This is a genomic window from Janibacter zhaoxuefangae, from assembly GCF_050271985.1.
GTDB lineage: Bacteria > Actinomycetota > Actinomycetes > Actinomycetales > Dermatophilaceae.
The window spans coordinates 580,344-597,471 of sequence record NZ_CP189849.1 but is presented as its reverse complement, the minus strand read 5'-3'; the positions used below and the strand labels follow the sequence as shown (position 1 = coordinate 597,471).

The 17,128-nt window shown below is 69.8% G+C and carries 15 protein-coding genes; 2 read left to right on the top strand and 13 right to left on the bottom strand.

The annotated features are described in order from the left end of the window. Window positions 1-48: 48 nt before the first annotated feature. Window positions 49-1,212: a succinyldiaminopimelate transaminase gene (gene dapC / locus ACQBAS_RS02940; RefSeq protein WP_427384888.1), complete on the bottom strand. Its 1,164-nt coding sequence runs from the start codon at window positions 1,210-1,212 to the stop codon at window positions 49-51. Continuing rightward, window positions 1,209-1,535 (bottom strand): ferredoxin, encoded by a 327-nt coding sequence (fdxA, locus tag ACQBAS_RS02935; RefSeq protein ID WP_427384886.1) that lies wholly within the window; start codon window positions 1,533-1,535, stop codon window positions 1,209-1,211. The genes dapC and fdxA overlap by 4 nt, the downstream gene beginning before the upstream one ends. A 22-nt stretch (window positions 1,536-1,557) precedes the next feature. Here fdxA and ACQBAS_RS02930 point away from each other — a divergent pair, with 22 nt between their 5' ends. Beyond that, window positions 1,558-2,571 (top strand): GNAT family N-acetyltransferase, encoded by a 1,014-nt coding sequence (locus ACQBAS_RS02930; protein ID WP_427384885.1) that lies wholly within the window; start codon window positions 1,558-1,560, stop codon window positions 2,569-2,571. On the opposite strand, the gene ACQBAS_RS02925 is transcribed toward ACQBAS_RS02930, so the two are convergent. The 11 genes from ACQBAS_RS02925 to ACQBAS_RS02875 all read right to left on the bottom strand — a co-directional run bounded on the left by ACQBAS_RS02925 (window position 2,568) and on the right by ACQBAS_RS02875 (window position 16,117). Continuing rightward, entirely contained in the window at window positions 2,568-4,298 is a 1,731-nt protein-coding gene (locus ACQBAS_RS02925) for a VanW family protein (RefSeq protein WP_427385568.1), read from the bottom strand. The two genes, ACQBAS_RS02930 and ACQBAS_RS02925, sit on opposite strands and share 4 nt — an antisense overlap. Window positions 4,299-4,385: 87 nt before the next feature. Beyond that, window positions 4,386-4,880: a flavin reductase family protein gene (locus tag ACQBAS_RS02920; protein WP_427384883.1), complete on the bottom strand. Its 495-nt coding sequence runs from the start codon at window positions 4,878-4,880 to the stop codon at window positions 4,386-4,388. Next, window positions 4,877-5,773, bottom strand: a complete 897-nt coding sequence (gene mshB, locus ACQBAS_RS02915) for an N-acetyl-1-D-myo-inositol-2-amino-2-deoxy-alpha-D-glucopyranoside deacetylase (RefSeq protein WP_427384881.1) — start codon at window positions 5,771-5,773, stop codon at window positions 4,877-4,879. The genes ACQBAS_RS02920 and mshB overlap by 4 nt, the downstream gene beginning before the upstream one ends. Beyond that, on the bottom strand, window positions 5,770-7,473 hold the full coding sequence (locus ACQBAS_RS02910; RefSeq protein ID WP_427384880.1) for an ABC transporter substrate-binding protein: 1,704 nt from the start codon (window positions 7,471-7,473) through the stop codon (window positions 5,770-5,772). The genes mshB and ACQBAS_RS02910 overlap by 4 nt, the downstream gene beginning before the upstream one ends. Before the next feature lie 71 nt (window positions 7,474-7,544). After that, window positions 7,545-9,434, bottom strand: a complete 1,890-nt coding sequence (gene typA, locus ACQBAS_RS02905; RefSeq protein ID WP_427384878.1) for a translational GTPase TypA — start codon at window positions 9,432-9,434, stop codon at window positions 7,545-7,547. 32 nt (window positions 9,435-9,466) lie between these two features. Continuing rightward, window positions 9,467-9,889, bottom strand: coding sequence for a (deoxy)nucleoside triphosphate pyrophosphohydrolase (locus ACQBAS_RS02900; RefSeq protein ID WP_427384877.1), 423 nt, complete (start codon window positions 9,887-9,889; stop codon window positions 9,467-9,469). A gap of 48 nt (window positions 9,890-9,937) precedes the next feature. Next, window positions 9,938-11,026 carry an ABC transporter ATP-binding protein gene (locus tag ACQBAS_RS02895; RefSeq protein ID WP_427384876.1) on the bottom strand — a complete coding sequence of 363 codons (1,089 nt, stop codon included), beginning with the start codon at window positions 11,024-11,026 and terminating at the stop codon, window positions 9,938-9,940. After that, window positions 11,023-12,084: an ABC transporter ATP-binding protein gene (locus ACQBAS_RS02890; RefSeq protein WP_427384875.1), complete on the bottom strand. Its 1,062-nt coding sequence runs from the start codon at window positions 12,082-12,084 to the stop codon at window positions 11,023-11,025. Before ACQBAS_RS02890 ends, ACQBAS_RS02895 begins: the two co-directional genes overlap by 4 nt. Before the next feature lie 11 nt (window positions 12,085-12,095). Further along, a complete protein-coding gene (locus ACQBAS_RS02885) occupies window positions 12,096-13,109 on the bottom strand; it encodes an ABC transporter permease (RefSeq protein WP_427384873.1) in 1,014 nt (337 codons plus the stop codon). 160 nt (window positions 13,110-13,269) lie between these two features. Then, window positions 13,270-15,012 carry an ABC transporter substrate-binding protein gene (locus ACQBAS_RS02880; RefSeq protein ID WP_427384872.1) on the bottom strand — a complete coding sequence of 581 codons (1,743 nt, stop codon included), beginning with the start codon at window positions 15,010-15,012 and terminating at the stop codon, window positions 13,270-13,272. 94 nt (window positions 15,013-15,106) lie between these two features. Next, window positions 15,107-16,117, bottom strand: a complete 1,011-nt coding sequence (locus tag ACQBAS_RS02875) for an ABC transporter permease (RefSeq protein WP_427384871.1) — start codon at window positions 16,115-16,117, stop codon at window positions 15,107-15,109. Between the two features lie 287 nt (window positions 16,118-16,404). Between ACQBAS_RS02875 and ACQBAS_RS02870 the strand changes: the two genes are divergently transcribed. After that, on the top strand, window positions 16,405-17,127 hold the full coding sequence (locus tag ACQBAS_RS02870) for a VIT1/CCC1 transporter family protein (protein WP_427384869.1): 723 nt from the start codon (window positions 16,405-16,407) through the stop codon (window positions 17,125-17,127). The last annotated feature ends 1 nt before the right edge of the window (window position 17,128 follow it).

The window sequence follows — 17,128 nt, the reverse complement described above, 5'->3', positions numbered from 1 at the left end:
TCCCAGTTCGCCGCTGGTCGGTGCCGCAAGGGATCGGAAGCGGTGGGTTCACGCGGTCAGGCGTGCGGCGGCCGCGGCGATGCGCTCGTCCGAGGCGGTCAGGGCGATCCGCACGTGCCGCCCCGACGCGGTGCCGTAGAACGACCCCGGCGCCGCGAGGATCCCGCGATCCGCCAGTCGGCCGAGTGTGACCCAGCAGTCCTCGTCGGCGGTGCTCCACAGGTAGAGGCCCGCACGGGAGTGCTCGACACGCAGCCCGAATGCCTCGACGGCCGGCCGGAGCACCGCACGGCGCGCGCGGTAGCGCTCCTTCTGCTCCGCGACGTGCGCGTCGTCGCCCAGGGCGACCGTCATCGCCGCCTGCACCGGGGCGGGCATGATCATCCCCGCGTGCTTGCGGACCTCGAGCAGGGCCGCGACGATCTCCGGGTCGCCGGCGACGAAGGCCGCCCGGTAACCCGCGAGGTTGGACTGCTTGCTCAGGGAGTAGGCCACGAGCAGGCCGGTGTGGTCGCCGTCGCAGACGCGCGGGTCGAGCAGGCTGGGTGTCGTGCCGGTCGGCGACTCCCCCGCGTCGACGCGCTCCTGCTCGGTCCGCCAGTCGAGCGCCGCGTAGCACTCGTCGCTGGCGACGATGACGTCGTGCCGCCTCGCCCACTCGACGACCTTGCGCAGGTGGCCCAGGCCGAGGACCTGGCCCGTCGGGTTGCCCGGCGAGTTGAGCCAGAGGAGCCGTGGCGCACTCGCGGAGGTGACCGGTCCCAGTGCGGCCAGTCCGTCGACCACCCGCGGCGTCGTGCCGGCGATCCGCGCCCCGACGTCATACGTGGGATAGGCGACGGACGGGAAACCGACGACGTCCCCTTCGCCCAGTCCGAGCAGGGTCGGCAGCCAGGCGACGAGCTCCTTGGAGCCGATCGTCGGCAACACCCCCGCGGGATCGAGGTCCGGCACGTTGCGGGTGCGCGCGAACCACGCCGCCACCGCCTCACGCAGGGCCGGGGTGCCGTAGGTCTGCGGGTAGCCGGGTGCGTCGGCCGCGGCCACGAGCGCCTCCCGGACGAGTTGCGGCGTCGGATCAACGGGCGTGCCGACCGACAGGTCGACGAGGCCCTCGCCCTCCGCCGGACTCCCCGACGAGACAAAGGAACCCGCCCGCTCCCGGAAGGGAGCGAGCGAGTCCCAGGGAAAGTCGGGGAGCGCCGAGATCACTCGTCGTGTTCCTGCGGCGGCAGGGCGGCGATGAGCGGGTGGTCCTTCTTGATGAGGCCGAGCTTCGCGGCGCCACCGGGGCTGCCGAGGTCGTCGAAGAACTCGACGTTGGCCTTGTAGTAGTCGGCCCACTCCTCGGGGGTGTCGTCCTCGTAGTAGATCGCCTCGACGGGGCACACCGGCTCACATGCACCGCAGTCGACACACTCGTCGGGGTGGATGTAGAGGGAGCGCTCGCCCTCGTAGATGCAGTCGACGGGGCATTCCTCGATGCAGGCCTTGTCCTTGAGGTCCACACAGGGCTGCGCGATCACGTACGTCATGCGGCACATACTATGACGCCCCATGAGCGATCTGTCGCAGGGTCTCACCACGGGCTCTCGGGTCGCCGTCCGGAGCCGGATCGACCCGCCCCCGCAGGCCGGCCCACGCCTGACGGACACCGTCGGTGAACTCATCGCCCTGGACGCGGACAGCCTCGTCATCCGCACCCGCACCGGCGACGTCACCCTGCGTCGGGACCTCGTCACCGCAGCCAAGGTCATCCCGCCGCGCCCGGTCCGACGCGGCGCCCCGCACCGGGCCGTCGGCATCGACGACCTCGAGCGCGCGATGGTCAACGCCCACCCGCCCCTGGCCCGCGCACCCCTGGGTGGCTGGCTGCTGCGGGCCGCCGACGGCTTCACCGCCCGAGCCAACTCCGCACTGCCCGTCGGCGACCCCGGCCTCCCCCTGTCGGATGCGGTCAGCGCCGTGCAGTCGTGGTACCGCGAGCGCGGGCTGCGGCCGGCCGTCATGCTCCCCCTCCCCGCGGGCGGCGCCGTCGGCGACGACCCCCTGGGCGCGCTGCTGCTGGGTCAGGGCTGGGAAGCCGCGCCGCGCGTGCACGTCCTGACCGCTGACCCTCGTTCGGCGCTCGCGGCCGTCGCCGGGCACGCGAGCCCTGTGCAGAAATGGCCGGTTCGTCGCCTCGAGGGGATCTCGGACGCCTGGCTCGACGTCGCCGAGCTGAGCCGCCCCGTGCAACCGCGGTCTGCCGCCGTGGCCGTCCTCGGCGGTCCGAGCGACCAACTCGTGCTCGCGGTCGAGGACGCCGGCGCCATCGTCGCCGTCGCCCGAGCGCCCCACCATGACGCCATGACCGGGCTCTATTCGGTGGCGACGGTCCCCACGCATCGCCGCCGCGGACTCGCGCGGGCGCTGACCGCCCACGTGGCCGCCGACGCCGACCGGCGCGGGGTGCGCATCCTCCACCTGCAGGTCGAGGCGACCAACGCACCTGCCCTGGCCCTCTACCGGTCGCTCGGCTTCGAGGTGCACCACGACTACGTGCACCTCGGTGAAGGGGCGACGGGCTAGTCGAAGGCCTTCGGGTTCGTGCAGGTCACGTCATCCTCGGGGATGTAGTGCGTGTTGAACTCCTGCCGCTTCACGATGGTCCCCCCGCTGCGGAAGATGCGGGTCACGGTGACGTCGAAGCCGGTCGCGGCGACCTGCGGCACGCAGTCGGCCGAGTCGTCCTTGATCTTCTTCGGCTGGGTGACGTTGCGGCGCGGCCCCTTCGACGCGGTGATGTCCCACGTCTTGCGACCGATGAACGTGACCGTCACGTTGCCGCCCGACGTCCCGGCCTGGATGAGGATGCCGCCCTTGGTGTCGTTGGTGAACCGTTGGTCGACCGTGGGCCAGTTGATCGTCGCCTCGCGCCCCTCGGGGTAGCGCGAGATGTAGAAGCTGTGCGGCGTGAAGGCGTCGATCTGCGCGCCGGAGAAGAAGACGGCGTTGAAGAGGGTCGTCGACAGCTGCGAGATGCCGCCGCCGTAGTCCTTCACCAGTCGGCCGTTGTAGATGGCCGGCGCCTCGTGGTAGCCCTTCGCCGCCGTCCGCTCGCCCAGGACCCCGTTGAGGCTGAACTGCTGCCCCGGCGCGACGTAGGTGCCGTTGAGGACCGACGCCGCACGGATGATGTTCTTACCGCGCGGGGCGGTCGGGTCGAACTGGGTCGTGAAGGTGGAGATCTGCTCCTTCGGCAGGGTCGCCTTGGCCTTCGCGGTCGTCAGATCCGGCTCGGTCGCCTTGAGTCGGACCGTGACGGAGCGCGCACTGGTGCTGACCAGCGCCTTCTCGACGGCTGCCGCGACTCCGTCGGTGTTGAGGGCCCGTCCCGTCGTCGACGGGGTGACCGAGGCGCGGCCACCGCTGAAGGAGACCGTGGCGTTGACGGCCGCACGCGTGGCCCCCGCCGACGCCGCCGCCGCCTGCACGCGCTCGACGACCTTGTCGTGGTCGAAGGACCCGGCGAGGGTCCCCTTCGTCGTCGTGATGGTCACGGCCGGCACGAAGTCCGTGCCGGGCACGGAGAAGGTGTGGCCGCCGGCTCGGACGGTGACCGGCCCCGACACGATGGGCTCGGCGAACTCGGAGGCAAATCGGGTGATCTCGTCGTTGGAGAGCACGGGCGGCACGTCGGTCGTGACGGCCTTGACGGGCTCGGCTGTGGGCCAGGCCGACGCCACGGCCCGGGCCGTACCCGCCTCGTCGATGTCCAGGCCGACACGGGACTTCTTCGTCACGACCTTGCCCTCGACGAACGCCACGGAACCGTCCCGGGGCTTCGTCCCGAGCCCCTTCGTGGCGGCAGTGACTGCTGCGGCCAACCGGTCCTCGTCGACGACACGCACGATGTCGCGCTCGACGCCGCCGGTGAGGTGGCGATAGAGCGTTGCCGGGTTGAGGCTGAAGCCCGTGATCCCCTCGACGGAAGCCTCGTAGTCGTACGCGAGGCCGACCTCGGCGGGGTCGATCTCGACCGTCTTGGAGCCGACGGCGAGCGGGATCGGAGTGGTCGCGCCATCGCCGAGTTCACGCCGCAACGTCGCCGTGGCCTCCGCGGGGGTGCGACCGCCGACGGCGACGCCGCCGATGGTCGTGTCGCCCGGGGTGCGCTGCCCGAAGTACCAGGCCGCACCCACGTAGAGGAGCGCCACGACGAGCGTCACCCCGAGGCCGGCGAGGAGCGCCGTCGCCCGCTTGGGCTTGGCGGACTCCTCGTCCCACAAGGGTGATTCCTGCGTGCTGTCGTTCATCGTCACTGCGCCGTTCCGTATCTCTGCCTGTTGCCTGCCGCTGCCGGCACGGGTGTGTGCCCGTCCGCTCCCCCGTGCCCCGTCACGTCACGTCACCGCGCCGTAGCCACTGCGGTAGTAGATCAGCGCCTCGTCGGCGTGGGCCGCGGCACTCACGGAGAGTACTTCGCCGACGACGATGCTGTGGTCGCCCGCCGCGTGCACCGCGGTCGTTCGACACTCAATCGTTGCGAGGGCGTCGTCGATGAGGGGCACGCCCGTGGCCTCCCCGCGGTGGTGCGGCACGCGGTCGAGCTGACCCGGCAGCGGGCGGCCGGGAGTCGAGAGCCAGCCGGCCAGGCTGCGCTGGGAGTGGCCGAGGAAGGAGATCCCCCACACCCCCGCCTCGATCACCGCGTCGTGGAACCGGGCGTCCCGCTCGACGCACACCAGCATGAGCATCGGGTCGAGCGACACCGAGGTCAGGGAGTTGGCCGTCATGGCGTGGTCATGCGCACCCGCGGTCGTGCTGACGACGGCCACGCCCGTGGCGAAGCGCGACATGGCGTGCCGGAAGGCGTCGGAGGTGGGTGGAGTGATCACTCGACGTCCAGGAGTCCGAGGCGGGCCGGTCCCGCGGGAGCCGCGGGACGGAGGGCACCGGTGCGCGGATCGAGCAGGGCGTAACCCTCCCGACCCGACAGCCGCGCGGCGATGTCGTTCGACAGGGCGTAGACGCCGTCCCCGACGGTCACCTGCGTGACGTGCTCGCGCAGGGCTGCGACCTGGTCGGCCAGGGCATCGGGGTCGATCACGGCGTGGGTCACGAGGGCGTCGTCGACCACCGACGGCGGGTAGGGGTCGGTCGGTGCGGGCACCGTCCACGCGCCGCGGAGCTCCGGGTGGTCGCGCACCCAGGCGCGGTCCTCCTGCGCCCACGTGCGCGGGGTGACGGCGGCGAAGAGGGCCGGTGGCGTCGACATGCCCGCCAGCGCCGCGCACACGATCCGGTGGACCTGGATGTGGTCCGGGTGGCTGTAGCCACCCTGGGCGTCGTAGGTGACGACGACGTCCGGAGCGATCTCCTCGACGACGGCGCGCACGAGCGCCGCCGCCTCCTGCGGGTCGGCGTTCACCCAGGCCCGAGGGTTGCTCGCGCTGGGCGAACCGACCATTCCGGAGTCCCGATAGCGCGAGAGCACGCCCGCGGCCGGGCCCTCCCCGAGGACCCGGTGTCGGACGCCGAGGGCCGCCATGGCGGCCCGGAGCTCCTCGCGCCGGTGCGGTCCGAGGGTGTCGTCCCGGTCGGCCGCCAGGTGCGCGAGCTCGGGCGGGATGACCTCGCCCTCCTCACCGAGCGTGGCCGTCAGGACGTGCACCTCGTGGCCGGCGCGGCTGTGGTGCGCGAGCGCCAGCCCGGTTGCGAGGCTCTCGTCGTCCGGATGTGCGTGGACGAAGAGGAGTCGCGGCACGTCGCGCGTGTCCATGACGGTCATTGCTGCACTCCGATCACCGCGAGGTCGACGGCCCCGTCGTAGACCTCGGCGCCCTGGAAGTGGGTCACCCGGTCACCGCCGAGATACAGCGAACGCCGTTGGGCCAACGGGATGTAACCGCCGTCGCGCAGGATGTCCACATCCACGTCCTGCCAAGCCTTCACTCGCTTGCGCTCGTCGGCCATGGCGTTCGCGCGGGTGAAGGCGCGGTTGACCTTGTCGGAGTCGTAGTAGCCGTAGTCGCGACCGGAGGTCTTCGAGGTGAGGTTGATCCGGGAGTCGAAGAGGGGCGGCAGGACGGTCGAGGCCGAGGCCCAGTCCGCCGCCCAGTTGGACCAGAAGACGTCGACCTGCTTGGCCCGCGCGGGATCGGCCGCGGTCGCGAAGTAGTCGTCCTCGATGGGCACGAGGGTGACGTCGAACCCGGCCTCGCGCCACGTGTCGAGCAGGGCGCCGATCGCCTTGTCCTGCAACGGACTCGAGCGGTAGGCGAGGCGGACCTTGACGGGCAGCGCGACCTTCTCCTTGCGCAGGAGCGAGCGCGCCTCGGCCGGCCGGGCCGGGCCGCCGGCCTCCGGGCCGAGATCGTGGTGGGACTTCAGCGTCGGGCTGAGCAGGGTCCAGGCCTCCTGCGCGGCCCCCCGCCCACCGAGCGCGCGGACATAGGCCGTGCGGTCCGTCGCCATGGCGAAGGCGCGGCGGACCTCACGGGTCCGGAAGACCGTGCTGCGCATGTTGGGCGCGAGGTAGTCGACGAGCTGTGCCCGTGGGGTGATCGACTCGACGGTGACGTCGTCGCGCTCGGCAAGTGCCGCCCGCAGCGCCGGCGGGACGGGGTCAAGCGTCACACTGGCCCGGCCGGTCTCGGGGTCCAGGACGTTGGTGACGACGTCCTCGGGGCTCACGCCCTCACGCAGGACGATGGTGTCCGGCCGCGCCTGTCGGATGGGGTCGGACTCCCGGTCCCAGGCCGGGTTGCGCACCCAGGTCCCGCCGCTGCCGGCCTTCCAGGCCTCACCGAGGCGATAGGGCCCGTTGGACCAGGCGGCCCAGCGACCGTCCTCGCCCGTGTCCTTGCCCTTCGCGAACGGCGCGAAGATCGGCAGGGACACCATCTCGTCGAAGTCAGCGATGGGCTCGGACAGGTGGAAGGTGACCTTCCGCCCGTCGCACTCGACCGCCTTGCGGATGAGTGCCTCGTTCGCCGCGGCCTTGGTGCTGGTGCCGTAGGGGCCGGGGTAGGTGCTCGTTCCGTCCTTGTGCCGCGGGATGTCCAGGTAGGCCGCGGCGTAGTTGGCGCCGCCGGCGACCCCCTTCGCGAAGGCGCGCGAGACCCCGTAGCGCACATCGGCGCAGGTCACGGGGTCGCCGTTCTCCCAGGCGGGGCCTTCTCGCAGGGTGAAGGTCCACTCCGTCAGGTCGGAGCTCGGCGTGCCGGTGTCGGTCGCGAGGTCACCCACGAGGCGCGACGTGCCGTCGGCGCCGTCCCGCTCGGGGGTGTAGGCGGTCAGGGTGCGCAGGTAGAGACGTCCCGCGAGCGCGGCCGTGCTCCGACTCCCGATCCGCTGCGGGTCCCACGCGGGAGCCCGGCCGAGCGAGAGTGCCGTGAGGACATTCGCCGTCCCGGTCTCGGGAGCCCCCGGAGGTGCCTCCGGCTCGGCCCCGAGAAGGGCGCTGCAGCCGGCAAGCAGTGCCACCACGCCGAGCGCCGCCGGTCCCGTCGCAGCGCGACGGGACCGACGGCGGTCAGCTCGGGTGGCACCCACGACGGTCAGGCGTTCCGGGCCCTGGCCGCGGAGCGCGCGCGGAGGTTCTGGTCGAGGACGACCTTGCGGATGCGGACGGTGTCCGGCGTGACCTCGACGCACTCGTCCTCGCGGCAGAACTCAAGGGCCTGCTCGAGGCTGAGCTTGCGTGGCGGGACGACCTTTTCGAAGTTGTCCGCGCTGCTGGCGCGGACGTTCGTGAGCTTCTTCTCCTTGGTGATGTTGACGTCCATGTCGTCGGCGCGCGAGTTCTCGCCGACGATCATGCCCTCGTACACCTCGGTGGTCGGCTCGGTGAAGAGCGCGCCGCGCTCCTGCAGGTTGACCATGGCGTACGCCGTGACGACACCCGCACGGTCCGCGACGAGCGAGCCGCTGACGCGCGTGGTGATGGTGCCGAACCACGGCTCGTAGTCCTCGAAGACGTGGTGCGCGATGCCCGTGCCGCGCGTCTCCGTGAGGAACTCGGTCCGGAAGCCGATGAGACCGCGGGACGGGACGAGGAACTCCATGCGGATCCAGCCCGTGCCGTGGTTGGTCATCTGCTCCATGCGACCCTTGCGGGCGGCGAGGATCTGCGTGATCGGCCCGAGGAACTCCTCCGGGGTGTCGATCGTGAGGCGCTCGACGGGCTCGTGCAGCTTGCCGTCGATCTCGCGCGTGACGACCTGCGGCTTGCCGACGGTCAACTCGTAGCCCTCGCGGCGCATCTGCTCCACGAGGATGGCCAGCGCGAGCTCACCGCGGCCCTGGACCTCCCACGCGTCGGGACGCTCGGTCGGCAGCACGCGCAACGAGACGTTGCCGACGAGCTCCTTCTCGAGGCGGTCCTTGACGAGACGGGCGGTGACCTTGGTCCCCTTCGTCGCACCACGGCCGACGAGCGGCGACGTGTTCGTGCCGATCGTCATGGAGATGGCGGGCTCGTCCACGCTGATCAGCGGGAGTGGGATGGGGTTCTCCGGGTCGGCGAGCGTCTCGCCGATGGTGATCTCCGGGATGCCCGCGACGGCGATGATGTCGCCGGGGCCGGCCTTCTCCGCCGGCTTGCGCTCGAGCGCCTCGGTCATGAGGAGCTCGGTGATCTTGACCTGGGTCTGCGAGCCGTCCTGACGGCACCAGGTGACCTGCTGACCCTTGCGGATCTCGCCGTTGTGGACGCGCAGCAGGGCGAGGCGACCGAGGAAGTTGGACGAGTCGAGGTTCGTCACGTGCGCCTGCAGCGGCGCGTCGGAGTCGTAGGACGGCGCCGGGATCGTGTCGAGGATCGTCTGGAAGAGCGGCTCGAGGTCCTCGGAGTCCGGCATCTCGCCGTTGGCCGGGCGGTTGGCCGACGCGCGGCCGGCCTTGGCGGACGCATAGACGATCGGGAAGTCGATCTGGTCCTCATCGGCGTCGAGATCCATGAAGAGCTCATAGGCCTCGTCGACGACCTCGGGGATCCGGCTGTCGGGACGGTCCACCTTGTTGATGCAGAGGATCACCGGCATCTTGGCCGCGAGGGCCTTGCGCAGCACGAAGCGGGTCTGCGGGAGGGGACCCTCGGACGCGTCGACGAGCAGGACGACGCCGTCGACCATGGAGAGGCCGCGCTCGACCTCACCGCCGAAGTCGGCGTGGCCGGGGGTGTCGATGATGTTGATGGTGATGCCGTCGGCTTCCCCGGCGGCTGCGGCCGCGGGGCCGGCGTAGTGGATCGCGGTGTTCTTCGCGAGGATGGTGATCCCCTTCTCGCGCTCGAGGTCACCGGAGTCCATGGCGCGCTCGTCGACGTGCTGGTGCTCACCGAACGCACCGGCCTGCCAAAGCATCTTGTCGACGAGAGTGGTCTTGCCGTGGTCAACGTGGGCCACGATTGCGACATTGCGAATGTCGCCGCGAGTCATCTGGGGCATTGGCACAGTGTCTCAGCACATGGGCCCAGGCTCTAAATCGAGTCTCGGGCACTCGCTGTGATGCGTGTCGCCAGAGCGGCCACGATCGGCAGGTCCGCGGGGAGCCACGCGACGTCGTCGAGGGACTGGGCGTCGAGCCAGCGGAGCTCATCATGATCCTCGAGCGGGGTGGGGACCCCCTCGGTGATCCGGGCCCACCAGACCCACATCTCGTACTCCCCGGTCAGCGGCCAGCGCTGCTCGGCGGCCGGACCGGGGACGAGGTCGCCGAGTTCGACCCGCACGCCCAACTCCTCGGCGAGTTCGCGGTGCAGGGCCTGGGCCGGGTCCTCCCCCCGCTCGACCTTGCCCCCGGGCAACTCCCAGCCGCCAGCGAGCGCCGCTGGCGCGCTGCGGCGGGCCGCCAACAGCCTCGTGGGCTGCGTCAGATCGTCGACGAGGGCGGCGCCCACCACGGTGCGCGCCGCCCTCGTCGACCTGTCGATCCCGGTCAGGGGTCCGCCTCAGATCAGGGTGCCCGTCGGGGCGCCCGGGAAGTGGCAGGCCACCTCGTGACGGTCCGAGACCTCGTGCTGCACGGGGACCTCACCGGTGCACCGGGCGCGGTCGCTCTCGCTCAACTCGTTGCGGAACTTCGGGCAGCGCGTGTGGAAGACGCAGCCCGACGGCGGGTTGATCGGCGAGGGCAGGTCGCCGGTCAGGAGGATCCGGTCGCGCTTGTTCTCCTTGCGCGGGTCCGGCAGCGGCACGGCCGACAACAGGGCCTGCGTGTAGGGGTGCTGCGGGTTCGCGTAGAGCTCGTCGCGGTCGGCGATCTCCATGAACTTGCCGAGGTACATGACCCCGACGCGGTCGGAGATGTGCCGGACGACCGAGAGGTCGTGCGCGATGAACATGTACGTCAGGTCGAACTCGTTCTGCAGGTCCTCGAGGAGGTTGACGACCTGCGCCTGGATCGACACGTCGAGGGCGGACACGGGCTCGTCACAGACGATGACCCGCGGGCGCAGCGCGATGGCGCGGGCGATGCCGATGCGCTGACGCTGACCGCCGGAGAACTCGTGCGGGTAACGGTTGTAGTGCTCCGGGTTGAGGCCCACGCGCTCCATGAGCGACTGCACCTCGGCCTTGACCCCGCCCTCGGGCGTGATGCCCTGGATGGCGAAGGGGGCCCCGATGATCGAGCCGATGGACTGGCGCGGGTTGAGCGAGCCGTAGGGGTCCTGGAAGACCATCTGCATCTTCGTGCGCAGCTCGCGGAGGTCCTTGCCCTTGACGCCGGTGACGTCCTCGCCCTCGAAGTAGATCTTGCCGTCCGTGGGCGGAAGCAGCTGGAGCACGGTGCGGCCAGCCGTGGACTTGCCACAACCGGACTCCCCGACGATGCCGAGGGTCTCACCCGTGAAGAGCTCGAAACTGATGCCGTCGACGGCCTTCACCGGGTCGGAGGCGCGACGGATGATGCCGGGCTTCGTTTGCGGGAAGTGCTTCTTGAGCCCCTCGACGCGCAGGAGCGCCTCGCGGAGCGACGTGTCCGTCCCCGCCGTCGCGGAGGCCGGGCCGGGCGTGGGCTGCGTGTTCTCAATCGTCATAGTTCGGGCTTGACCTTCGTCTCGAAGAGCTCGCGGCGTTCGGCCGGCGGGATCAGGCAGCGGACGGGGTGTGCGTCGTCTGCGTCGAAGTCGGGCACCACGGAGTTGCACCCGAGGCGGGCATCATCGCGGAAGGTGCACCGGGGGTGGAAGGCGCAACCGCTCGGCGGGTTGATGAGGGACGGCGGGTTGCCGGGGATCGGCTTGAGCCGCGTCTCACGCACCTTGTCCATGCGCGGCATGGAGCCGAGCAGACCCCACGCGTACGGGTGCTCGGGCGAGTAGAAGATCTCGTCGACGCTGCCCCGCTCGACGGCCTTGCCGCCGTACATGACGAGGATGTCGTGGGCCATCTCGGCGACGACACCCAGGTCGTGCGTGATGATGATGATCGAGGAGCCGAACTCCTTCTGGAGCCCGACGAGCAGGTCGAGGATCTGGGCCTGGACCGTCACGTCGAGGGCCGTCGTCGGCTCGTCGGCGATGATCAGCCGCGGGTCGTTGACCAGCGCCATCGCGATCATGGCGCGCTGGCGCATACCGCCCGAGAACTCGTGCGGGTACTGGTCGATCCGCTTGTCCGGGCTGGGGATGCCGACCCGGTCGAGCATCTCGATGGTCCGCTTGCGGGCCTCCTGCTTGGAGACCTTGTGGTGGACCGTGTAGGCCTCGATGATCTGGTTGCCGACCGTGTAGTACGGGTGCAGCGCCGACAGCGGGTCCTGGAAGACCATGGCGATGTCCTTGCCGCGCCGGCGGCGCAGGTCGGCATCGCTGATCGTCAGCAGGTCGGTGTCCTCGAAGAGGATCGATCCGGACACCTGGGCGCGGCTGCCGCGGTGCAGGCCCATGATCGCCTGACTCGTGACCGACTTGCCCGATCCGGACTCGCCGACGATGCCGAGGGTGCGGCCCTGGGCGAGCTCGAAGCTGAGGCCGTCGACGGCCTTGACGAGGCCGTCCTCGGTCGGGAAGTGGACCTTGAGATCGTCAACGGTCAGCAGCGGCGCGCCGTGGGTGTGGCCGGCCGGTGTGCTTGCGGGGGTGGTGATGGTCATGTCGGTGCTCCTCAGGCGTACTTCACACGCGGGTCGATGACCGCGTAGAGCACGTCGACGATGATGTTGGCGACGATGATGAAGGCGGCCAGCAGGACCACGATGCCCACCGTGACCGGCAGGTCGAAGGTGGTGGCGGCCTGGACGGCCAGCTTGCCGAGTCCGTCGTAGTTGAAGACGCGCTCGGTGATGATCGCGCCGCCGAGCAGGCCGGCGAAGTCAAGGCCGGCGATCGTCACCAGCGGCGTGAGGGCGGCGCGCATCGTGTGCTTGAAGAGCACCTTGCGCGGCGCGAGCCCCTTCGCGCGGGCCGTGCGCAGGTAGTCCTCGCTGAGAGACTCGAGCACGAAGGCGCGGGTGACGCGGATGTAACCGGCGATGTAGAAGATGGCGAGGGTCAGGGCCGGCAGGAAGAGACCCATGAGCCATGCCGCGGGGTTCTCCGTCAGCGGCGTGTAGGTCGGGACCGGGGTCACCTGCCACTTCAGGGCGAGAAACTTGTAGAGGAAGAGGCCGATGAAGAACGTCGGGAAGGCGTAGAACACCAGGGCCGTGCCGACGATCGCCTTGTCGAGGAACTTGCCCTTGTTCAGGGCGGCGATGATGCCGGCACCGACGCCGACGACGATCCACATGATAAAGGCGGCCACGGCAAGGCTGGCCGAGACAGGCAGGCGATCCATCAGCATCGTCGTCACGGGTTGCGACGAGCGCGGCGAGTAGCCGAGGCACGGGGCCGGGCACTCGGCGATGGTCTGGGGAGCCGACTTCTTCAGCTCGGGGTCCTTCGGGAACTCGCTGCCGACGAAGATGCCCTTGACGAACTCCCCGTACTGGACGGGGATCGGCTTGTCGTAGCCGAGAGCCTTGCGGTTCTGCTCGATGAGGCTCGGCGTGCAGCTCTTGCCACAGGTGAAGCGGGCGGGGTCGACCGGCGAGGCGAAGAACAGCAGGAACGTCACGAGGCTCATGATGAAGAGCATCGCGATGCCGGAGATGATGCGCCGGATCACATAAGCAAACATGGCAATCAGCCTCGATCGAGGCCATGACCTCTCGGGTAGTCGAACGCGGCCCAGGGGGTGTCCGGACCGTGAGCGGTGAGGGCCAGCCTCCTGACTGGCCCCCACCGCTCAGGGGTGGGAAGGCGACCTACCGGTGGGTGGGGTCGTCAGTCCCGATGGATCACTTGGCGACGCCGATGGTGCCGAGGTCCGGGAAGTTGCTCGTCGCCGCCGTCTGGGTGTAACCCGTGACGCCGGAGCCGCGCAGGAAGTAGAACATCTGGATGTCGAGCGGGATGTAGGCAACCTCTTCACCGAGCTTGGCGTCAGCCTCGGCGTAGATCTTGTTGGCGGCCTCGATGTCGGCCTCGGCAGCGGCGTCCGCGAAGAGCTGGTCGACCTCGTCGTTGATGAAGCGGCCGTAGTTCTCGGCGTTGGACGAGGAGGTCAGGATCTTCGAGGAGAAGAGCGCCGGGAGGACGGTGGCGGCCGACGGCCAGTCAGCACCCCAACCACCCTGGGCGACGTCCCACTTCTGACCCGGCTTCTGGATGACGTCGTAGTACGTGTCCGTCAGCGGGTTGAGCGTGGTCTTGAAGCCGGCCTTGTCCCAGCCCGACTTCAGGGCCGCAGCGGCCTTGTCGGACGTCGGCGTGCCACCCTGGTAGGTGTACTGGATCGGGTACGGCATCGTCTCGCCGGACTCCTCGAGGAGCTTCTTCGCGGCGGCGGTGTCACCCTCGGCCGGAATGTCCTTGAAGGCCGGGTTCTCGGTGTAGCCCGGGACGTCCGGAGCCACGATGGAGAGCGAGGGCTTGGAGGCCTTCTCGCCACCCATGGCCGCAGCGTAGGCCGCACGGTCCGTCGCGGCGGCGAGCGCCTGGCGGACCTTCTTGTTCTTCATCTGGTCCTGGTTGGGGACCAGGTAGAAGGTGTACGGCGACTCGAGGTTGGTCGCGCGCTCGGCGATCGGGCCCTCGATCTGGCTGTAGGCCGACGGCGGGATGGCGCGGTCCGTGATGGCGTTCTTGTCCTCGCCGGACTCGGCGATGAGACGGTCCGTGATGATCTCGTTCTCGAGGCCCTCGGTGAAGACGATCTTGTCCGGCAGCGCCGCGCGCGTCCCCTCGTCGGTCTCGGGGTCGTACTGGTCGTTGCGGACGAACGTGCCGCCCGAGCCGGTCTTCCAGGCGCCCTCGAGCTTGTAGGGGCCGTTGGAGATGACCTTGAGGTTGTTCTTGTCACCCTTGTCGAGGTCCTCGCGGTAGGGCGCGAAGTCGTTGAGGGAGGCGACGGCGAGCGGGAAGTCCGCCCACGGCTCGCTGAAGTGGTACGTGATGACGTTGCCGTCACAGGTGACGGCCTTGTCGAACTCGGCCTGACCCTTCTTGGTGTACGGGCCCTTGTAGACGGACTCGCCGTTCTTGTCCTGCGGGATGTCGAGACGCAGACGGCCGTAGGACGGGCCACCCGTGATGACGTCCGTGGCGAAGACGCGCGAGATGCCGTACTTGAAGTCCTCGCAGGTGGTGTCCTTGCCGTCTTCCCACTTGACACCCTCCTTGAGGGTGAACTTCCAGGTCTTGCCGCCATCCTCGGCGGTGCCCGTGTCCGTGGCGACGTCGGGGATCGGCGTCTGGGCCTCGATCGCGTCGTCCTTGTTCACGGGGAACTGGACGAGCTTGCGGTAGACGAGACGCGACATGTTGGACAGGTCGCGACCGACGTAGGACCGCTGCGGGTCCAGGTGCTCGGTCGGGCGACGGGTCAGGTAGTGGAGCGTGCCACCCTTTTCACCCTGCGCGGCAGCGCCGTCGGACGACGTGGTGTCGTCACCAGCCGTCGTACCCCCACCGCAGGCCGACAGGCCAAGCGCGGCAGCGGCACTCAGAGCAATGACGCTCGAGGCCTTCTTGCGGATCATGTGATCTCCTTCATACTCATGCGCCGCGCTTGCGGTGCATCTCCGACCCAGCGGTCACTGGGGGATGTCTTGTGGAGTGCGCGAGGCACTCTGGTCAGCGGTTGCCCTTGGGGTCCAGCGCATCGCGCAGACCGTCACCCAGCAGGTTGAGGCTGAGGACGAGGATCGCGATGATGATCGCCGGGAAGAAGAAGAAGGTCGGCGCCGCCGTCGAGTAGTTCACGGAGTCCGTGAGGATGTTGCCGAGCGTCGGCGTGGGGGGCTTGATGCCGACACCGAGGAAACTCAGGGCCGCCTCCGCAGAGATGAAGGCCGGCAGCATGAGCGTGAAGTAGACGAGGACCGGCGCCCAGAGGTTGGGCAGGAGCTCCTTGAAGTAGATCCGCCCGTTGCGGGCACCCAGGCTGCGGGCCGCCTCGATGAACTCGCGCTCACGCAGGGAGAGGACCTGGCCGCGGATGATGCGGGCGAAGCCCGGCCAGCCGAAGAGGCCGAGGACGAGGATGATGTAGAGCCCGTTCGCGGGGTTCCCCGGCGGGACGTGCAACTTCTCCGTCAGGACGGCGATGAACATGCCCGAGAGGGCGATGAGCATGAGCGTCTGCGGGAAGGTCAGCACCATGTCGATGATTCGGCTGAGCACGAAGTCGACCTTGCCACCGGCGAAGCCGGAGATCAGGCCGACGACGGTGCCGATGATGATCGCGACGAGCGTCGAGGCGAGCGCGACGGTCAGCGAGAAGGTGACGCCGAGGACGAGTCGGGAGAGGACGTCACGACCCGTGCCGGGCTCCACGCCGAGCGGGTGCTCCCAGGTCATCCCGCCCCAGGCACCCTTCGGCACCGACCCGGCGTTGACGTCGAGGAGGCTGGCATCCGTCTTGAACGGGTCGAGGACGCCGGTCGCCGACAGGATCGGCGCGGCGATGGCGAGCAGGACGGCGAAGCCGACGACGCCGAGGATGACCATCGTGACCTTGTCGTGCCACAGGCGGGCGCGGACGAGCTGCCACGGGGTGCGGCCCTGGATCTTCTTCTCGCCCTCGGCCTCCGTCGCCGCTGCCATCGCATCGGGCTCCGTGCCGTGGCTCAACATCTCAGTCATGCAGGGCCGATCCTCCTTGGGCTGGTGAGCCGCTCGTTGTGGTGCCGTGGCGCCTCGGTGGAGGCGACATCCGCGTCGCAGTCTCATGTGCTGGACGAGGGGACGTTATCCCACGGTCGTCTCGGGTCAACCCGTCGGAAGGGGGGATGTTCACCAAATTGAGACCCGCAGATCCAGGGCCGCCGGCCGCCCGGGGCCGAGCCCTCCGGACTCGGCACGAATCGTGACCGAACAGACTCTCCGGGGCCGCGTCGAGGTCGGAGACTGCGTGCGTCATGATCGACCCCATGAGTGCAGAGACCGAAGGGCCGCACGCCGGCGAGGCGCACGAGGCGGGGATGGCCTCGCGGCTGAACTGGTTGCGTGCGGGGGTCCTCGGGGCCAACGACGGGATCGTGTCGACCGCCGGCGTCGTGGTCGGCGTCGCCGCCGCCACCCCGGCCGTCACTGCGATCGCCACCGCCGGCGTCGCGAGCCTCGTGGCCGGCGCCATGAGCATGGCCGTGGGCGAGTATGTGTCCGTCAGCACGCAGAGCGACAGCGAGCGCGCCCTGCTCGCGAAGGAACGCCGCGAACTGAGCGAGATGCCCGAGGCGGAGCTGGAGGAACTCGTCGAACTGCTCCAGGCGCGGGGGATGTCCCACGACGTGGCTCGCGCCGCGGCGGTGGAGATGACCGAGCACGACGCCCTCGGCGCCCACGCCGAGGTCGAGCTGGGACTCGACCCGGAGGAGGTCACCAACCCCTGGCATGCGGCCTGGGCATCGATGCTGTCCTTCACGGTGGGCGCGCTGCTCCCGCTGGCGGCGATCCTCCTTGCTCCGGAGGCGGTGCGCATCGTCGTCACCGCGGTTGCGGTCCTGCTCGCGTTGGCCCTCACGGGCTACACGAGCGCCAGCCTGGGCCGCTCCCCCAAGACCCGCGCCATCGTGCGAAACGTCGCCGGCGGCCTGCTTGCCCTCGCGCTCACGTTTGCCGTCGGCTCGATCATGGGCACGACCGTCGGCTGAC

Coding starts and splice junctions, on each gene's coding strand:
- fdxA (WP_427384886.1), bottom strand. CDS start 1,535: ATGACGTACGTGATCGCGCAGCCCTGTGTGGACCTCAAGGACAAGGCC.
- ACQBAS_RS02930 (WP_427384885.1), top strand. CDS start 1,558: ATGAGCGATCTGTCGCAGGGTCTCACCACGGGCTCTCGGGTCGCCGTC.
- ACQBAS_RS02925 (WP_427385568.1), bottom strand. CDS start 4,298: ATGAACGACAGCACGCAGGAATCACCCTTGTGGGACGAGGAGTCCGCC.
- mshB (WP_427384881.1), bottom strand. CDS start 5,773: ATGACCGTCATGGACACGCGCGACGTGCCGCGACTCCTCTTCGTCCAC.
- typA (WP_427384878.1), bottom strand. CDS start 9,434: ATGCCCCAGATGACTCGCGGCGACATTCGCAATGTCGCAATCGTGGCC.
- ACQBAS_RS02895 (WP_427384876.1), bottom strand. CDS start 11,026: ATGACGATTGAGAACACGCAGCCCACGCCCGGCCCGGCCTCCGCGACG.
- ACQBAS_RS02890 (WP_427384875.1), bottom strand. CDS start 12,084: ATGACCATCACCACCCCCGCAAGCACACCGGCCGGCCACACCCACGGC.
- ACQBAS_RS02885 (WP_427384873.1), bottom strand. CDS start 13,109: ATGTTTGCTTATGTGATCCGGCGCATCATCTCCGGCATCGCGATGCTC.
- ACQBAS_RS02880 (WP_427384872.1), bottom strand. CDS start 15,012: ATGATCCGCAAGAAGGCCTCGAGCGTCATTGCTCTGAGTGCCGCTGCC.
- ACQBAS_RS02875 (WP_427384871.1), bottom strand. CDS start 16,117: ATGACTGAGATGTTGAGCCACGGCACGGAGCCCGATGCGATGGCAGCG.
- ACQBAS_RS02870 (WP_427384869.1), top strand. CDS start 16,405: ATGAGTGCAGAGACCGAAGGGCCGCACGCCGGCGAGGCGCACGAGGCG.